Raw genomic sequence first — 15,763 nt, 5'->3', positions numbered from 1 at the left:
TCTTACCGGCCGGCGTTTTGGGGGTCGTCCCTTTCTTGACGAAGGCGGTCAGTGGTCTTTCGGATATACAGAAAGGCCAGGTGGCCCAGGACGATTGTGGGGATAAGCAGCGCGACCACGAAGAACGTTGGGTTGGACACCGCATTGAAATGTTTGAGTAGTCTGGCCAGTCCGCTGAGTGCAAAAGGATGGATCAGGTATAATGAGTAGGAAGAGTCGCCTATTCCGAGGAAAATGGTTTTGACGCTGGAAGACGCGCGCCTGATGGGTCCTTCCATGCTGAGTAATCCGGCAAAGAGGAAAAGCATGGGGATCCCCCAGCAAAAGCCCCTCCATGCCTGGATTTCGGGGACATATGCCAGTCCTTCCGCAACAAGCAGCAGGACGGCTGTCAGGCAAAGCGCGATGCCATATCCGGACGCGAACCGCAGTCCTTTCCGGTTGAACAAATAGAAGCAGCCCATGCCCAGTACGAATTCGAAATACATGTTGTTCGTGAGGAAATTGAGCGCAAACCCGTCCATTATAAAGAATGGACTGAGCGCGACCAGTATCAGCAATATGATGGAGGAATATCGCATCGCCTTATCCGTGCCCCGGTAGATGAATACGGCGAATATGAGGTAAAAGAAAAATTCAAAGCTGAGCGTCCAGCCATTGGCGTTGAGGTATTTTGCTCCGGTGGGGAACAGAACATAAGAGGCCCAGATGCTGGTCTCCCCGCCGGAAGAGTTGACCAGGCTGGGATTATAGAGGAATATGGCAAGTCCGATGGTCGTCGTAAGCCAGTAGAACGGCATAATACGACGGATCCGGAGTCCCATGAACCGAATGAAGTTCAGCTGCCGGCCGTCGGTGGAAAAACACATGATGTAACCCGAAATGATAAAGAAGAGGTCTACTCCCGATCCCCCGACATGGATCTCCTTGAAAGCGTTGTTTCCGAACTGCTTCCATTTAATGGACGTATGCAAAAGCACTACCAGGATGGAAGCGATCCCTCTCATTATCTGAATGGACTGAACATTCGCATCATTTTTCTGGGACCGGAGATCTGCAGTGGGGGATTGCATGCCGCCAAGATAATGCAAAAGGCTTAAACACCGGCCTCGTAAATATAGATCGTCGAGACGTTGTCGTCGGGCATGAAGTATGCCCTTAGCTGTCCGGCTCTGACCTCAAAATAACTCGGGTTCTGTGTGATGCAGGCGCCGGTGGATGGCGACCATAACCCGACAGGCACCTGATGTACCGGGAGGCCCAGACGCAGGTCGACCACTTCGATGCCGCCGATCGCTATCCGTGTGCCGTCCGGATTTTTATAGGCGTTGAGTCCGGTATATACGGCTTCCCGGCCGCCGATATATTGGTTGTCCTGGTAGTCGATGTAGAAGGAATTGTTGAGTTTTGCGGTGTCGCGGTGTGTGCCGGTAGCTGGTAGTTGGGGATTTCCCTCATTGTCCAGTTGCCACTGGTAGAACCTTCTCGATCCCCAGCTGATGCCGTGGAGGGTATTTGTTTCGGGATCGCGCAGAACGCCGCCGATATGGTCCTGCCAGCGAAAGATCTCTTTTAGACGTTGTGTAGCCGGCTCGAAGCGGTAGATGATGGCCCGGCTGTCCGGGCGGTATTCGGCGGCTGCGATCCAGATGTATTTTCCGTCGTAGTCGATGCCGCTCGGGTGATAGGTCGCGCCTTCGCCGATCGCGATATCGGCGAGCTGATTGCCGTGGCTGTCTATTTTGAACAAATGTCCTTTGCCTTTGCTGCGGTCCCATGCACCCGATGCAGGGGGTCCACTTCCACGGAAGAGACCCAGAACTCGTCGCCGATCTTCACCATGCCCTGGCAGTGGAAGGTGTTAAAGCTGACCTTTATCTGGTCGGTAAGTTTCCAGACGGTGTTACGGGTCAGGGATTTTAGTTTTTTGCTGAGGTCGGAGGGTTCGGCTACGGGCTGGCCGGCGGCGCGGACTTTTTGCCGGCAGCAACGAAATTACTGGTGGTACGCCAGCCGACAGCAGCGCGTTTTTCAGGAACTTTCTTCTGTTGGACATGTTGGAAATTTACAGGCGGCAAAATTCCCCGGTAGATTGGCGCATTCACCACCCTTAATATTGTAAAGATCGGCGTAGGTTTGCACTTTCCCATCGGGAAAGCCGAAAGTACAAACCTTATATTTTATGCAAACGTCCAAAAAGGCCGCCATTGGATTTATTTTTATTACGCTGCTGATCGATGTGATGGGATGGGGGCTGATCATTCCGGTGATGGCCGATCTGATCGCCCAGTTGAAGGGCATTAAAGTCAATGAAGCCAGTCCGTATGGCGCCTATCTGCTGTCGGCGTTTGCGATCACGCAGTTCATCTTCTCGCCGATCATCGGCAATCTGAGCGATAAATACGGCCGTCGCCCCACCCTGCTGTTCGCATTGCTCGGTTTTGGCATCGATTATATCATTCTTGCCGTGGCTCCCGCCTATGGCTGGCTCTTTATCGGAAGGATCATCGCCGGTATCACCGGTGCCAGCTTCACTACAGCGACCGCCTATATCGCCGACGTCAGTCCTGACGAATCGACCAGAGCCAAGAACTTCGGTATGATCGGCGCGGCGTTTGGTCTTGGATTTGTGCTGGGGCCGGCGCTCGGCGCGCTGTTGTCGACCTGGGGGATCAGGGCTCCTTTTTATGGCGCCGCGGTATTGTGTCTGCTGAACTGCATCTACGGCTATTTCATTTTGCCTGAATCGCTGAGCAAGGAGAACCGGCGCCCTTTCGACTGGAAGCGTGCGAATCCTTTCGGTTCGCTGAAATATCTGGTTCAGCATCCGGAGATCGGCGGTCTGGCTCTCAGCTTCTTCCTGATCTATTTTGCGGCGCAGTCCGTACAGGGCAACTGGAATTTCTTTACGAGCTATCGATTTGGATGGAGTGAAAAGATGATCGGCATCTCACTGACGGTAGTAGGCGTCCTTGTCGGAGCGGTTCAGGCCGGACTTACGCGCATCGTCATTCCGAAAATTGGCAACGAGAAAAGTATCTATCTCGGTCTGTCGTTGTATACCGTTGGTCTTGTCCTTTTTGCTTTTGCCAATCAGGGCTGGATGATGTTTGCGTTCCTGGTCCCCTACTGTCTGGGCGGATTATGCGGACCTTCGCTGCAGTCCGTTATCTCGGGGCATGTGGCGCCGAACGAACAGGGAGCGCTTCAGGGGTCGCTGACCAGTCTGATGAGTCTGACCACCGTCGTCGGGCCGCTGATCATGAACAATATTTTTGCGTATTTCACCAGCAGTAAGGCGCCCTTCCTGTTCCCCGGCATGCATTTTTTGCTTGGCGCGATCTGTATGCTGCTGGCGGTGATCATCGCCAATCGGGTGCTGAGCCGGGAGAAGAAGGAGCAGCCGGGTCTGCATGGTGTTAGTTAATTAAAAAATATCAAGCTATGTTTAAAACCTATTTGACGATCGCCTGGCGCAATCTCCGGAAGAACAAGCTTTATTCTACGATCAATATCGCCGGTCTGGCGGTAGGCATGGCCGTAACCCTGCTGATCGGGTTGTGGGTGTGGGATGAACTGACGGCCAACCACGCGTTTGCCAATCACCGGACGCTGGCGGATGTCGTGTCCGTCTTCAAAGAGAATGGCGTGAGTCATGGGGGTGAGTATGCGTCGGTGCCGATGTGTGCGGAGCTGAAACGGCGTTTTCCGGGCGAGATAAAGGATGCGTCCCTCGTCGGCCAGGCCTCGCCGGCGCTGGCGGTAGGCGACAAAAATATCAGCAGCTGGGGGTTCTGGAGCCAGCCCGGTTTTCCGGAGATGTTCACCCTAAAGATGGTCGCCGGCGACCGTGGCGCGCTGGCGGACCCTTATGCGATGCTTGTCAGCCGGTCGACGGCCAAAGCCCTGTTCGGTCAGGCCGATCCGGTGAACCGGGTCGTGAGGGTTGGCGGCCGCACCGATATGCGCGTAAGGGGCGTATATGAAGATATTCCCGCGAATACCCGGCTTGCGGGTCTTGGTTTTTTGCTGGCCTGGGAGAATAAGGACAATCCCGCGGATTCGCTGATGGGCGACTGGACCAATCACCACTATTCACTGTATGTACAGGTCAACGAAAAGACGGATATGGCGATGCTTTCGGCGCAGATAAAAGACCTTACAAAACCTTTTGTGAGAGGAATGGGGGAAGAACTGCTGCTGCATCCTATGGATCGCTGGAATCTCTACAGCCGCTTCGCCGATGGCGGAATGGTGGCGGGCCGTGCCGTTTTTGTCCGCCTGTTCAGTCTGATCGGGATCTTCGTTCTCATTTTGGCCTGTATCAATTTTATGAACCTGAGCACGGCGCGCAGCGAGCAGCGCGCGAAAGAAGTGGGTATCCGAAAGACGATCGGTTCTCTTCGCCGACAAGCCGGTGGTTCAGTTCCTTACCGAGTCGTTTCTGTTCGTGTTCCTTGCTCTGGCCCTGTCGCTGTTGCTGGCGTGGGCGATCCTGCCGACATTCAATCTCCTGGCGAATAAACAACTGACCATACCGGCGGACTCGGTTGGTTTCTGGGCGGTGCTGCTGTCGTTCACGGTCTTTACGAGTCTGCTGGCGGGCAGCTACCCTGCCTTTTATCTCTCGTCGTTCAGGCCTGTAAAAGTTCTGAAAGGCGTATTCAGGGCGGGGCCGTCGGCATCGCTGCCCAGAAAGATACTCGTGGTGACGCAGTTCACGGTCAGCGTGAGCCTCATCATCGGCGCCATCGTTATCTTCCGCCAACTGCAGTATTCGAAGAACAGACCGGTCGGCTATGACCGGGAAGGGCTGATCACGGTGGAGATGAACAACCCCGCGCTGCAGGACCATTTCGAAACGGTAAAAGACGCGCTGCTGCGAACGGGGGCCGTCGCCGCCGTTGCCAAATCGTCCAGCCCTCCCACGCAGGTGCAGAACTCCATGCTGCGCTATACGTGGAGGGGCATGGATCCGACGTCGCAACCCAGCATCGGGACGGTATTCGTCAGCGCCGACTATGGAAAGGTCATCAACTGGACGATAAAGGAAGGACGTGATTTCATTCCCGGTTCGCCGGCGGACAGCAACGCCATCGTCATCAATGAAGCGGCGGCGAAGTATCTCGGCTATGGGCATCCGGCGGGCGACTATATCCGGTGGCACGACAACCCGGTGAAGATCCTTGGTGTCGTCAAAGACATGGTGATCGAGTCGCCCTATAGCACGACGGAGCCTGTCTTCTTCATGCTCAACCCACGGTCGATCCACCTCATCGATATCCGCATCCGGCCCATGGTGCCTGTCCGGACGGCGCTGGAAAGTATCGAAAATGTTTTCCACCGGCTCAATCCCAACAGTCCATTCGACTACCGGTGGACAGACGAACAGTATGCGGCAAAATTCGCCGACGAAGAGCAGCTGGGGAAGATGGTCGGCCTCTTCACTGTGCTGGCGGTCTTTATTTCCTGTCTCGGTCTGTGGGGGCTTGCCTCCTTCGTCGCGGAACAGCGCACAAAGGAGATCGGCGTGCGGAAGATACTCGGCGCGACCGTCGTTGATCTCTGGCGGCTGCTTTCCGGCGAATTCACCCGGCTGGTGCTTTTGTCCTGCGCGCTGGCCATCCCGCTGGCGTGGTACTTTTCGCGGCGCTGGCTGGAGGGCTTTGAATACCATACGTCACTGAGCTGGTGGTTGTTCGTCATGGCCGGCGCGGGCGCGCTTGTCATTACCCTGCTGACGGTGAGCTATCAGGCCATCCGGGCAGCGCTGGCGAATCCCGTAAAAAGTTTGAGATAGGGCGCCCTATGCCACGACCTGCCGGGCCACGGCGGAGAATTCCTGTTTGAACAGCAGGCTGATCTCGACGCCGTCGCTGCCGTGGAAGAAGAGTTCGCCTTCGAGTTGTTCGGCGAAGAGGCGGATCAGCTGCATGCCCAGGGAATTGTTGGCGGCGAGGTCGAAGTCGGGCGGGAGGCCGACGCCATTGTCGGCGATCTTCAGGAGTACATTGCGGGCGCCCTGGCGGCGCAGGGTGATGGCGATGGTGCCGCGGCGGCCGCCGGGGAAGGCGTATTTGACGGCGTTGGTGATGGCTTCGTTGAGGATAAGGCCGAGGGGAACGGCCTGCGACACGTCGAGGCTGGTCTCGTCGATGTCCAGGTGAAAATAGATGCCCTTTGCGCTGGTAAAACTGCTTTCGAGATAGGATACAAGGTCCTGTATATACGAACTCATGCTGATCCTCGGGCCGTGGTCGGGCTGGTACAGTTTCTGGTGGATGAGGGCGATCGCCTGCATCCTTTCCCGGCTTTCGCGGATAGCGTGTATCGCCGAAGGGTTGTCGACAAAATCGGACTGGGCGTTCAGCAGGCTGATGATGATCTGGAGGTTGTTCTTTACCCGGTGGTGGACCTCGCGAAGCAGCCATTCTTTTTCCTGCAGGAGGGACTGGAGGGATTTGTTCTGCTCGTTGATCTCGGCCTGCTTGACCTGCAGCTCGCCGTTACTCCGCTGCTTGTTGCGATACCCGCTGTAGGCCAATATAGCGATGATCAGCAGCATCGCGACACCGCCGATGGTGATATTGCGCTGGAGGCTGACGTTCTGCAGTTCGGCGTGCTGGCTTTTGGCCTGGGCCTCCAGCAGCTGGATAGACTGTTCCTTCTTGTCGGTCTCGTATTTGATCTGGAGTTCGGCGATCTGTTTGCTCTGGGTGGCGTTGAAGAGGGAGTCATTCAGTTGTTTGTGCAGCTCGAAGTTGCGGATGGCGGAGATATAGTTGCCGGCGGCGGAGTCTACCTGGAACTGCATCTGATAGAACTTGTAAAGGGTAATGGGGCGGACGGAGCCACTGGGGCAGTTCGAGGACTTTGGTCACATAGGGGCCAGCTTTTGCAAACTGTTTGAGGCTGATATAGAAGGTCGCCATCACCTGATAGTAGTGGATGAAATCCGTTATCATCCAGGAGCCGCTCGGATAAAAGTCTCTGTTGAAATTGGTGACCTTGTAGTCCTTCATCATCTCCATATAGTACTGCTCGGCTTTGGCGTATGACTTCATCGCGGCATAGCAGTTGCCGAACATCTCGTTGGCGTCGACCCACTGGGCCAGGTTGACGGGCGGCACTTCGCGAATGGCCGTTTCGAGATAGCCGACTGCTTCCCGCGGTCTGTTCATCTTTATCAGGTCGTAGATCAGCAGGCTGAGGTCTCCGTAGTAGTCTTCGTATTGACGGCGCCGCCGAAGGGTCGCCATCGATTTTAGGATCCAGGTCTGGCTGAGGTCGTAGCGGTCCAGGTCGGCGTATACCAGGGCGATGCGGGAATAATAGCCGGCGGCTTCGGCGGTGTCGCCCGTAGACTCCATGCTGCTAATCGCCTCGATGCGGTATTTCAGTTCGTTGTGCAGGTCGACCTTCAGCTTGCTGACCTCGGCCATGAGGTCATAGGTGTAGTGCAGCTTTTTGTAGCCTAGTTTTTTATAGCTGTCGAGGACCTGTATGGCTTCTTTTTCCGCGAGGTCCAGCTTGTCCTGACTGAGATGGGTTTCCGCGATGTCGAGTGAGGCCTGTGTTTCGGACAGGGTGTTTTTTGTTTGCTGGTACAGGGAGCGGGCGTTTTCGAGGCTCTGCAGCCTTTCGGGCAGGTTCTCCTTATTGACGCTGACGGAGATCGCTTCCCCCAGTGCGAGCCAGGTATCGGCTTCTCTTTTTTTGTCGGCCGTTTTGCGGTAATATTCTATGACGCGAAAATAAGCGGCTTTTCCTTTGGTCAGGTCAGCTGTAGAGATAGCAAGGCTGCCGATGGTCAGGAGGGCCTGGTTCCGTCCTTCCGTGTCGTGCAGGCTGTCGCTGAGTGTCAGGGCCCGGTAATAGAAGAACAGGGCGCTGTCGGGGCGCCGCTTGTTGGGCCAGGGGTTTTCCATATAGCTGTGCCCGCGCCGGAGGAGGTCTGCCGGTGACTGGGCGCCGGCGGAAAAGGTGATGACGAAGCAAATAAAGAGCAGGAGGACTCTCATAGGCCGCTTTTAATAATGGTTTGGTAATGATAAATTTAGGTAATTTTATTTTAAGGAAATGCACCAACCTATGACGGAAACTTTCGGCATCTATATCGTTCTTATCCTGATCATCTTATTGCTGGTCATGGCCTCGGAGAGGCTACGGGTCGCGGCCCCCATTATCCTGCTGGTCGGAGGGCTGGCGCTGAGTTTTATCCCGCGGCTCTCCGTCATCAGTATTGACCCGCAGCTGATCTTTACCATCTTCCTTCCACCGCTGTTGTACGAAGCGGCCTGGTTTACGTCGTGGAAGGAGCTGTGGCGGTGGCGCAGGGTTGTGAGCAGCTTCGCCGTCCTGATCGTTATCCTGACCTCGCTGGTCGTGGCTCTTGTCAGCAGTTATGTCATTCCGGGTTTCACGATGGCGCTGGGGTTTCTGTTGGGCGGCATCATCTCTCCTCCCGATGCGGTCTCGGCGACTTCGGTGCTCAAGAATGTAAAAGTGCCCAAGCGGCTGGTGTCGATCCTCGAAGGCGAAAGCCTGCTGAACGACGCCTCGGGTCTGATCATCTTCCGGTATGCGCTGATCGCGGTGGACACGGGGCATTTCGTTTTCCATCAGGCGGCCCTCAGTTTCATCGTCGTGATCGTCATGGGCATCGTGACCGGCATCGCGGTCGGATTGCTGTTCTATGCCGCCCACAAATGGCTACCGGTGAGCATCAATTCAGATATCGTCCTGTCACTGACCACGCCTTACGTCATGTATATCGTCGCGGAGACCTTCCATTTCTCCGGAGTATTGTCGGTCGTCAGCGGCGGCCTTTTTCTTTCTTCGAGAAACTATCTCTTCCAGAATCACCGAAGCCGGCTGAGGGGGCTGAATGTCTGGACAACGCTGAGCTTCGTGCTCAACGGGCTGATTTTTCTGCTGATCGGTCTGGAGCTGCCCACTATAATCCGGCAGCTGGGGCCGGTGGGTCTGCCGGCCGCCATTAAATATGGCGTCCTGATCACGGGGCTGCTGATCATTGCCCGGATGCTGAGTACGATGGGCGCGTCAGTCTTTACCGTATTTATCAGCCGGTATATCACGACCGCGGATAACCGCCCCGGGTGGAAAGGACCGGTATTGCTTGGCTGGGCGGGTATGCGGGGGTGGTCTCGCTGGCGGCGGCGCTGTCGATACCGATCACGATGTCTAACGGGCAGCCTTTTCCGCAGCGGGATCTGATATTGTTCATTACGTTCATGGTCATCGTGCTCTCGCTGGTCGTTCAGGGGTTGACGCTGCCGTGGGTGGTCCGCAAGGTGAAGTTCGAAGACCCCGATCACCGCAGGCCGGCGGAGGAGCAGGATCGGATAGTCGGTGAAAAGATCGCGGCGTTCAGCCTGAAATTCCTTCGACAGCAGGAAGATATCGCCAATAACGGCTATATCCAGCAGCTGATACACCGCTATGCCAACGAGCAGGAGACGGCGGAGACGCGCAGGGAGGACCTGCAGCGGTATCGGGAAGTATATGTATCGCTGCTCGAAAATCAGCGCCGCTTCCTGGTGGGTCTCAACAGGGAGAGCAGTATCGACGAGGAGATCATCCGGAAATGGCAGGGGCTGGTGGACCTCGAAGAAAAGGTAATCAGCAAATTCGAAATAGAATAAGACTGGCGTGCCGGTGACTATGCCGCCGTTGCCTCGAGCAGGTTGAGTATCCTTTTGTAGAGCTCCGCAAACTCGAAGGGTTTGGTCATATAGTCGTTCATTCCGACCTCAAAACAGCGGAGCTGCTCGCCTACGAGGGCGGTGGCCGTCATTGCGATGATGGGTGTGTCGAGCCTCAGATCGGTGCGAATAGCGCGGGTAGCGGTGTATCCGTCCATTAGCGGCATCTGCAGGTCCATGATGATGAGGTCATAGCGTTTGCCCTGCCGCAGGTGTTCGAGGGCCTCTTCCCCGTCGCCGGTGAGCTGTACCTCTCCCCCGCCCCGCTTCAGGACGTGGTCGACGAGTTGCTGGTTGACTTCGTTGTCTTCCGCGACCAGGGAATCGTTTGCCCGCCAGACACTGGCTGTAGTCCGCGAGAACGGTTGGCACCGGCGCCGCGGCCTGGTGGGTCGCTTCGTATTCGTAGGGCAGGTGGAAGGCAAAGGTCGTTCCCTTCCCTTCGTCGCTGGTCACGCTGATATCTCCTCCCTGCAGCTGCAGGACTGCTGGCAGATGGCCAGGCCGAGGCCGGTGCCGCCGTAGCGGCGGGAGATGTCGAGTCCCGCCTGGGAGAAATGGTCGAAGATATGGGGAGGCTGGACCCGGGAATACCGATGCCCGTGTCCGTGACCGAGAAGGCCAGATCCACCACGCTAACCCCGTCTCCGGGCGAGTCCGCAGGGTGTTCATTCAGTCTGACGTCGACGCATATGCGACCTGTTTCGGTGAACTTCAGCGCGTTGCCGACGAGGTTGATCAGGACCTGGTTGAGGCGGTAGGGGTCGCCCCGCAGCACCTCGGGAATGGCCGGGTCCGTCTCCACCTGCCAGACGAGTCCGTGCTGTTTCATCCGGTGCCCGAACATGGCGTAGATATTGTCGAGGACGTCCCTGAGGCGGAATTCTATCTTTTCTATGGCCAGCTTGCCGGCTTTTATCTTGGAGAAGTCGAGGACGTCGTTGACGATGACGAGGAGGTTGTTCACGCTTCTTTTTATCACGCCTGCAAACTCGCGCTGCTGGGAGCTGAGCGGTGTCTCCAGGAGGAGGTCGGTCATCCCCTGGATGCCGTTCATCGGCGTCCGGATCTCGTGGCTCATATTGGCCAGAAACAGCTCTTGCATACCCCGGGCGGTCTGCGCCTCGTCTCTGGCAGCGATCAGCTGCTGTTCCTGCATCACCCTTTCGGTAATGTCCGTCGCGACCCCACCGATGCCGATGGTCCTGCCGGCGCCGTCGAACAACGGGAATTTTAGCGAGAGCAGGTGGACGTCCATTCCTTTGTAAGGAACAACTTCTTCTATCTCCAGTGATTTGCCGCTAAGTGCTACGTATTCGTCCGAGTCTTGTAGTGGTCGGCGGCTTCTTGTGTGGCGATCGCATGGTCGGTCTTTCCGATCAGGTCTTCGTCCTTTACCCCGATGACTTCCTGAAAACGGCGGTTGACCATGATATAGCGTCCTTCGGGGTCCTTGATATAGATGAGGGAGGTTGTGTTGTCGAGGATGGCCTGCAGCCAGGACTGGTTCTCCGGGAGTCGCTGTTCCGCCTCCTTCCGCAGGACGATATCCCTGTTGAGCCTTAGAAGGATGATGAAGATGAACAGAAAGGCCAGCAGGCTGCCGCTGATCAGAAGGAGTGTCGATTTTTTGTCGGCGATGCGCGTGACAGTTTGGCGCTGGGAAAGGAGGCCCTTTTCGTCGGCCATCATCGTGCGAAGCGTATTTTTCAGGATGGTCCGGGTGTTGGCGTCGGTGGCGGGACGGAGGGAGTCGAGGGCGCCCGAAAGACTGACCGCCAGTGCCTGCTGGTCGGGGTTATCGGTGGTCATCTCTATCAGCGAGGCAATGTCCCGGCGGAGGGACGTAAAATAGGCGGGTTTGGGGGTCTCGCCGGAGACGCGGTCCCAGTCGGAAATGCGAACCTTGATCTTGTCGATCTGGGTAATAACGGAATACGTATGATTGATCCAAAATGTGGTATTCTCGACGTTCTTTTTGTTGGAATGTATCAGCCAGCCTATAAAAGCCAGGGAGCAGAAGGAAAAAACCAGCAGCCAGGCGATCTGGCGTTGTAATGCAAATCCTGCATTAAATGCAATTCTCATATCGAAGTAGTGATTCTCCTGACTAGAACGTAAGAACCCTTATAAGATTTTGCAGTGTGGACATAAAAAAGAGGGATGGCGATGCCATCCCCCGTATTGATTTTCGGAGACTACTATTAGAACGAATACCGGGCTCCGAACTGGACGGTATAGTAGGCTGCGGCCTTCGTCGCGGCGCCCGCGCTGGGGTTGACCGTGTAGGTGAAGGATTTGGTAGCCTGGTCGAAACCGCTTACGTTGTAGAGGTTGGTATTGCCGATCGTCGTATATCCGCCCCATTTGTAGTTGAGCAGGTTGAGGACGTTGAAGATATCGCAACGAACGGTCAGTTTGTGTGTGCCGGTCAGCTTCCAGTCGTAGGCGGCGCTGAGGTTCCACTGTGTGCGCCAGGGCATGATGCCGCCGTTGTAGGGGGCGAACTTGCCGAAATTGTCCGTCAGGTATTTGTGGAAAGACGGGCTGGTCGTCTGCAGCAGGGTTTGCATGCCTGTCCTGATATTTGCGGGCGTATTGGGATCGGAAGGATCATAGATATAGGCCAGATCGGTACCGTTGTTATTTTCACCAATGATGTCGTTGTTGACGACGGCGGTGTAGCGGTTGGCCTGCCATGCCTGGAACGAGCTGCTGATCGTAAATCCGTAAAAGGAGGGGCTGAGGAACAGCGCCACGAGCTTGTGCTTCTGGTCGCCGTCGCTGTACCAGTTCTTGCCGTAGCTGGCGTAGCCATAGTACGAAGATCCGACCATGAAGTTGGCGTTGCGGGGGTCGCCGTTGTCGTAGGGAGGCGTGCCCTTTGCTGCGCCGCGGGCGTAGCTGACGGTAAAGTTCCCGTCCTTACCGATCTGGAATGCGGCCTCTATCATCGCGCCGATGAAATTGGAAGACCAGCTGGCGTTGGTGAAATAGCGAACCTGGTTGAAGTCGGCGAACTGACGTGAAGCGGCGAGCGGAATAGAATAGCTGTTGCCCTTGTTGTATTTGTCGGCGGTCAGCTGGCTGGGGTCGACATAGATCTCGCGGCCTTCGTTGGTGACGAAAGAAGCGTTCTTCTTCAGATTGAGGTCCTTCATGTAGAAGTTATCCCAGGTGTTGTCGAAGTAGACGTTGGCGCCCATCCGGAACCAGCTGTTGAAGTAGTGGTAGTAGCTGAGGCTGGTCTTGAAGGTCAGCGGGTTCTTCAGGTGCTTGTCGATGGCCAGCACGGTAGCGGGCTGGGTGTTGTTGAGCGTATTGTAGTACGCCAGGCCCGGCACCTGGTTGAAGTCCTTCTGATAGGCCGACCAGTTGGGTTTGGGAACGTTGTTGTAGATATCTACCTGGCGGAAGTCCACTCCGTTGTCTATATGCGCAAAGGTGATCGGCTGGGTGGTGATCTCGGATGCAAAGAGCCCGGCGCCGAATTTCACGATGTCCTGGCCGTTGCCTTTCACGTCCCAGATGAGGTTGACGCGGGGCTGGATGTTCTTCGCGTCGAAGGGAACCACGTGCGTATTCACGCCCAGTTCGCGCTCCAGCTGCGGGTTGTAGGTCGGCGCGCTGCCGATGATCTGGCCGTCCCAGCGAAGGCCGACGGTCAGGTTGATATTCGGGCGGATATTGGTCTCCATCTGTGCGAACGCGCCCAGTTCGATCAGCGGTACGTTGATCATCGGGTTGTTGCCCGTCAGGGAGATCTTTCTGTTGAAGCGGTAGGGGTTGTTGTTATACAGGTCGGTCAGGCTGTTGTAGTAGAACTGTCCCTGCTGGTCGTGCGACAGGCGGTCGGAGATGCGGTTAAAGCTGTTGTCGGTACCGAACGTGAAGTTCAGGTTGCCGACCTTATAGCGCAGGTAGTCGATGAGCTGGATAACGTCGGAGGCGTCGCGTTCGGGCACCCAGTTCTGGTCGCCGAAAGCGAGCTGGGCGTTGTTGTTGTTGGCGGAGCCGTCGACGAAGGGCGTAGTGATCGTCACGAAGCCTTCCGGTACGTGGTTGCCTACGAAGTGTAGGAATTTCCGGTAGGTGGAGAAATTTACCTTCAGTTCGTTGACCAGTTTTGGAGAGAACTCGGTCCGCAGGCCGAGCATCACGGCGTTCTGGTATTCCACGCCAATGTACTGGGTGGAGAGCAGGCCGCTGCCCTTCAGCTTGTTGGGGTCTTCGAAACGGAGGAAGTTGTATTTCAGGGTGAGGAGGTTCCTCTTGTTGAGGTTGTAGTCGAGGATTTCACGAAGGCGTTCTGCGTCTTTTGGGTAATGCCGATGGTACCGTACTGCGGCATCTGGGGGAACCCGTTCTGGTACATCCAGTTGACGACGGAGTCGATGGCCGCCCGGGGTACTTTCAGCGCTTTTTCTGCGGCTACCTGTGTGGTACCGGCGAGGTTGTAGTCATAAGCGGAGAAAGGCAGCTTGTTCTCGTACTGGTCGTAGGAAACGATAAAGAAGAGTTTGTCCTTGATGAGGGGACCGCTGAAGAGGCCGCCCCACTGTCCAACCTTGTTCTGGGGCGTACGGGTGTGTCCGTTGGCGTCTGTATGCTGTGCGAGGTCGTTGGAGCCGTAGTAGCCCCATGCGGAGCCGGCGAATTTGTTCGTACCGGATTTGGTGATCGCCTCTGACCACGCCGCCAGAACCGCGGCCGTTGGTGACGTCGTAGTTGTTGGTGGATACTTCGAATTCGCGGATCACCTCCGAGGAGATGGAGAAGGCGGCGTCGGTAGTACCGGAGAAGTGCGCGCGGCGGTTGCTCACGCCGTCCAGCATATAGCCCGTACCGCTCTGTTTCGGCGCCGGCGAGGGATGCGCCGTTTGCCAGGGGTGACAGCGACATCAGGTCGGTATAGTTGCGGGTAGCGATGGGAATCCTTCTGAGCGCCTGACCGGAGACCTGGGTACCGGTACCGAGGCGGTCGACAGAGTTGTTGAAGCTGTTGGAGCGAACCGTCACTTCCTGGAGGGTGGTCGCGCTCTTGCTGAGCGTGATCCTGTGCAGCACGAGGCGGTCGCCGAGGTTGAGGACGTTGTCCTTTATAACGGTGGGCTGGGCGCCTACGGCGGAGATCTCTACCGTATAGACGCCGACGGGCAGGTCGCGGAGGGTAAAAATATCCTTTCTTGTCGCTGACGGTAGTCGCGCTAAAGCCGTTGGCCGTGTTCTTAACGGCGACGGTAGCGCCGTCGATGGCTTTGCCGGCGTCGTCGAAGACGAAGCCGCTGATGCCTGATCCGCCGGACTGGGCGGTCAGCATGCCAAAGCTGATCAATAAAAGGAAGGGAACTAACAGGAGCCTGATAACCAGAACAGTGTTTTTCTTCATTACAGTTGAGTTTACGCCGCAAAGCTAGTTCATGCCCCTGGAAAATATTGTGACGCGGCGTTTAACTTAACGGTAACGTAAACAAAAATTCATGAAAAAAAACATTCGGGAGTACGTAGACCATTAAACGCCGTCACAGCGCCTCTTTGAGCAGGGAGTCGAGGTCGAGCCGGTGCGTGTACATCGTGAGCTTGCCATCCTGGTCGAGAGGCCACTTGTTCGCGTGGCCGGTCCCAGTAGAGTTCGACGCCGTTGCGGTCGGGGTCGTCGAGGTAGAGGGCTTCCGATACGCCGTGGTCGGAGGCGCCGGTCAGCTGGTAGTTGGCGTCGACGAGGCGGCGGAAGGCGATGGCCAGGTCGCGGCGGGTGGGATAGACGATGGCGGTGTGGAACAGTCCGGCGGCGGCTGTGGGCGCCGGGGGCTTGCCCTTGCTGTACCAGGTGTTCAGGCCGATATGGTGGTGATAGCCGCCGGCCGAGATAAAGGCTGCTTCCTCTCCGTATTTGACCATGAGCTCAAAGCCCAGCAGGCCGCAGTAAAAGTCGAGGGAGCGCTGCAGGTCGCTGACCTTGAGGTGTACGTGACCGATACGGGTCTGTGCCGGGATAGTATGTGGAGTCATGGGGTAAAGGTGATGACAGTTCCCGC

16 protein-coding genes and 2 pseudogenes are annotated in these 15,763 nt (G+C 56.4%); 6 read left to right on the top strand and 12 right to left on the bottom strand.

What is annotated here, in order from left to right:
* Nucleotides 1-2 precede the first annotated feature (2 nt).
* Nucleotides 3-1,073: an acyltransferase family protein gene (locus tag ACQ86N_RS16485; RefSeq protein WP_431216090.1), complete on the bottom strand. Its 1,071-nt coding sequence runs from the start codon at nt 1,071-1,073 to the stop codon at nt 3-5.
* 23 nt (nt 1,074-1,096) lie between these two features.
* Nucleotides 1,097-1,750 carry a DUF6454 family protein gene (locus ACQ86N_RS16480; protein ID WP_431216089.1) on the bottom strand — a complete coding sequence of 218 codons (654 nt, stop codon included), beginning with the start codon at nt 1,748-1,750 and terminating at the stop codon, nt 1,097-1,099.
* Between ACQ86N_RS16480 and ACQ86N_RS16475 the strand changes: the two genes are divergently transcribed.
* Genes ACQ86N_RS16475 through ACQ86N_RS16460 form a run of 4 tightly spaced genes read left to right on the top strand, consistent with a single transcriptional unit; the run spans nt 1,751 to nt 5,800 of the window.
* Nucleotides 1,751-2,122 (top strand): hypothetical protein, encoded by a 372-nt coding sequence (locus ACQ86N_RS16475; protein WP_431216088.1) that lies wholly within the window; start codon nt 1,751-1,753, stop codon nt 2,120-2,122.
* 60 nt (nt 2,123-2,182) lie between these two features.
* A complete protein-coding gene (locus ACQ86N_RS16470; RefSeq protein ID WP_431216087.1) occupies nt 2,183-3,427 on the top strand; it encodes a TCR/Tet family MFS transporter in 1,245 nt (414 codons plus the stop codon).
* 17 nt (nt 3,428-3,444) lie between these two features.
* A complete protein-coding gene (locus ACQ86N_RS16465) occupies nt 3,445-4,524 on the top strand; it encodes an ABC transporter permease (RefSeq protein ID WP_431216086.1) in 1,080 nt (359 codons plus the stop codon).
* On the top strand, nt 4,451-5,800 hold the full coding sequence (locus tag ACQ86N_RS16460; RefSeq protein WP_431216085.1) for an FtsX-like permease family protein: 1,350 nt from the start codon (nt 4,451-4,453) through the stop codon (nt 5,798-5,800). Before ACQ86N_RS16465 ends, ACQ86N_RS16460 begins: the two co-directional genes overlap by 74 nt.
* 6 nt (nt 5,801-5,806) lie before the next feature.
* On the opposite strand, the gene ACQ86N_RS16455 is transcribed toward ACQ86N_RS16460, so the two are convergent.
* Entirely contained in the window at nt 5,807-6,814 is a 1,008-nt protein-coding gene (locus ACQ86N_RS16455) for a sensor histidine kinase (RefSeq protein WP_431216084.1), read from the bottom strand.
* Nucleotides 6,735-8,021, bottom strand: coding sequence for a tetratricopeptide repeat protein (locus tag ACQ86N_RS16450; protein ID WP_431216083.1), 1,287 nt, complete (start codon nt 8,019-8,021; stop codon nt 6,735-6,737). The genes ACQ86N_RS16455 and ACQ86N_RS16450 overlap by 80 nt, the downstream gene beginning before the upstream one ends.
* A gap of 58 nt (nt 8,022-8,079) precedes the next feature.
* Here ACQ86N_RS16450 and ACQ86N_RS16445 point away from each other — a divergent pair.
* Nucleotides 8,080-9,665 (top strand): annotated as a pseudogene (locus ACQ86N_RS16445) (Na+/H+ antiporter).
* A gap of 17 nt (nt 9,666-9,682) precedes the next feature.
* On the opposite strand, the gene ACQ86N_RS16440 reads toward ACQ86N_RS16445, so the two are convergent.
* From ACQ86N_RS16440 to ACQ86N_RS16415, 6 genes are all read right to left on the bottom strand, one after another.
* Nucleotides 9,683-9,997, bottom strand: a complete 315-nt coding sequence (locus ACQ86N_RS16440) for a response regulator (protein WP_431217442.1) — start codon at nt 9,995-9,997, stop codon at nt 9,683-9,685.
* Nucleotides 9,994-10,983, bottom strand: a complete 990-nt coding sequence (locus tag ACQ86N_RS16435) for a histidine kinase dimerization/phospho-acceptor domain-containing protein (protein ID WP_431216082.1) — start codon at nt 10,981-10,983, stop codon at nt 9,994-9,996. Before ACQ86N_RS16435 ends, ACQ86N_RS16440 begins: the two co-directional genes overlap by 4 nt.
* Nucleotides 10,984-11,033: 50 nt before the next feature.
* Nucleotides 11,034-11,813 (bottom strand): PAS domain S-box protein, encoded by a 780-nt coding sequence (locus ACQ86N_RS16430; protein WP_431216081.1) that lies wholly within the window; start codon nt 11,811-11,813, stop codon nt 11,034-11,036.
* 116 nt (nt 11,814-11,929) lie between these two features.
* Complete coding sequence (locus ACQ86N_RS16425) at nt 11,930-13,903, bottom strand: hypothetical protein (protein ID WP_431216080.1); 1,974 nt, start codon at nt 13,901-13,903, stop codon at nt 11,930-11,932.
* 74 nt (nt 13,904-13,977) lie between these two features.
* Nucleotides 13,978-14,100, bottom strand: a complete 123-nt coding sequence (locus tag ACQ86N_RS16420; RefSeq protein ID WP_431216079.1) for a hypothetical protein — start codon at nt 14,098-14,100, stop codon at nt 13,978-13,980.
* A 56-nt stretch (nt 14,101-14,156) separates the two neighbouring features.
* Nucleotides 14,157-14,792 carry a hypothetical protein gene (locus tag ACQ86N_RS16415; RefSeq protein WP_431218077.1) on the bottom strand — a complete coding sequence of 212 codons (636 nt, stop codon included), beginning with the start codon at nt 14,790-14,792 and terminating at the stop codon, nt 14,157-14,159.
* Here ACQ86N_RS16415 and ACQ86N_RS16410 point away from each other — a divergent pair.
* Complete coding sequence (locus ACQ86N_RS16410) at nt 14,784-14,921, top strand: hypothetical protein (RefSeq protein ID WP_431218076.1); 138 nt, start codon at nt 14,784-14,786, stop codon at nt 14,919-14,921. The two genes, ACQ86N_RS16415 and ACQ86N_RS16410, sit on opposite strands and share 9 nt — an antisense overlap.
* A 31-nt stretch (nt 14,922-14,952) precedes the next feature.
* On the opposite strand, the pseudogene ACQ86N_RS16405 reads toward ACQ86N_RS16410, so the two are convergent.
* Together ACQ86N_RS16405 and ACQ86N_RS16400 are read right to left on the bottom strand one after the other, a co-directional pair.
* A pseudogene (locus ACQ86N_RS16405) lies at nt 14,953-15,045 on the bottom strand (hypothetical protein); the annotation flags it as partial.
* A gap of 158 nt (nt 15,046-15,203) precedes the next feature.
* Nucleotides 15,204-15,737, bottom strand: a complete 534-nt coding sequence (locus ACQ86N_RS16400; protein WP_431216078.1) for a VOC family protein — start codon at nt 15,735-15,737, stop codon at nt 15,204-15,206.
* Nucleotides 15,738-15,763: the final 26 nt, after the last annotated feature.

The organism is Puia sp. P3, assembly GCF_050632245.1.
GTDB lineage: Bacteria > Bacteroidota > Bacteroidia > Chitinophagales > Chitinophagaceae > Puia.
This window is presented reverse-complemented; position numbering and strand designations above follow the sequence as displayed.

What these genes read in the sequence shown, in the direction of transcription:
- ACQ86N_RS16455 (WP_431216084.1), bottom strand. Translation starts at nt 6,814, where the DNA reads ATGCAGTTCCAGGTAGACTCCGCCGCCGGCAACTATATCTCCGCCATC.
- ACQ86N_RS16485 (WP_431216090.1), bottom strand. Translation starts at nt 1,073, where the DNA reads ATGCAATCCCCCACTGCAGATCTCCGGTCCCAGAAAAATGATGCGAAT.
- ACQ86N_RS16475 (WP_431216088.1), top strand. Translation starts at nt 1,751, where the DNA reads ATGTCCTTTGCCTTTGCTGCGGTCCCATGCACCCGATGCAGGGGGTCC.
- ACQ86N_RS16435 (WP_431216082.1), bottom strand. Translation starts at nt 10,983, where the DNA reads ATGGACGTCCACCTGCTCTCGCTAAAATTCCCGTTGTTCGACGGCGCC.
- ACQ86N_RS16430 (WP_431216081.1), bottom strand. Translation starts at nt 11,813, where the DNA reads ATGAGAATTGCATTTAATGCAGGATTTGCATTACAACGCCAGATCGCC.
- ACQ86N_RS16400 (WP_431216078.1), bottom strand. Translation starts at nt 15,737, where the DNA reads ATGACTCCACATACTATCCCGGCACAGACCCGTATCGGTCACGTACAC.
- ACQ86N_RS16465 (WP_431216086.1), top strand. Translation starts at nt 3,445, where the DNA reads ATGTTTAAAACCTATTTGACGATCGCCTGGCGCAATCTCCGGAAGAAC.
- ACQ86N_RS16420 (WP_431216079.1), bottom strand. Translation starts at nt 14,100, where the DNA reads ATGTACCAGAACGGGTTCCCCCAGATGCCGCAGTACGGTACCATCGGC.
- ACQ86N_RS16470 (WP_431216087.1), top strand. Translation starts at nt 2,183, where the DNA reads ATGCAAACGTCCAAAAAGGCCGCCATTGGATTTATTTTTATTACGCTG.
- ACQ86N_RS16450 (WP_431216083.1), bottom strand. Translation starts at nt 8,021, where the DNA reads ATGAGAGTCCTCCTGCTCTTTATTTGCTTCGTCATCACCTTTTCCGCC.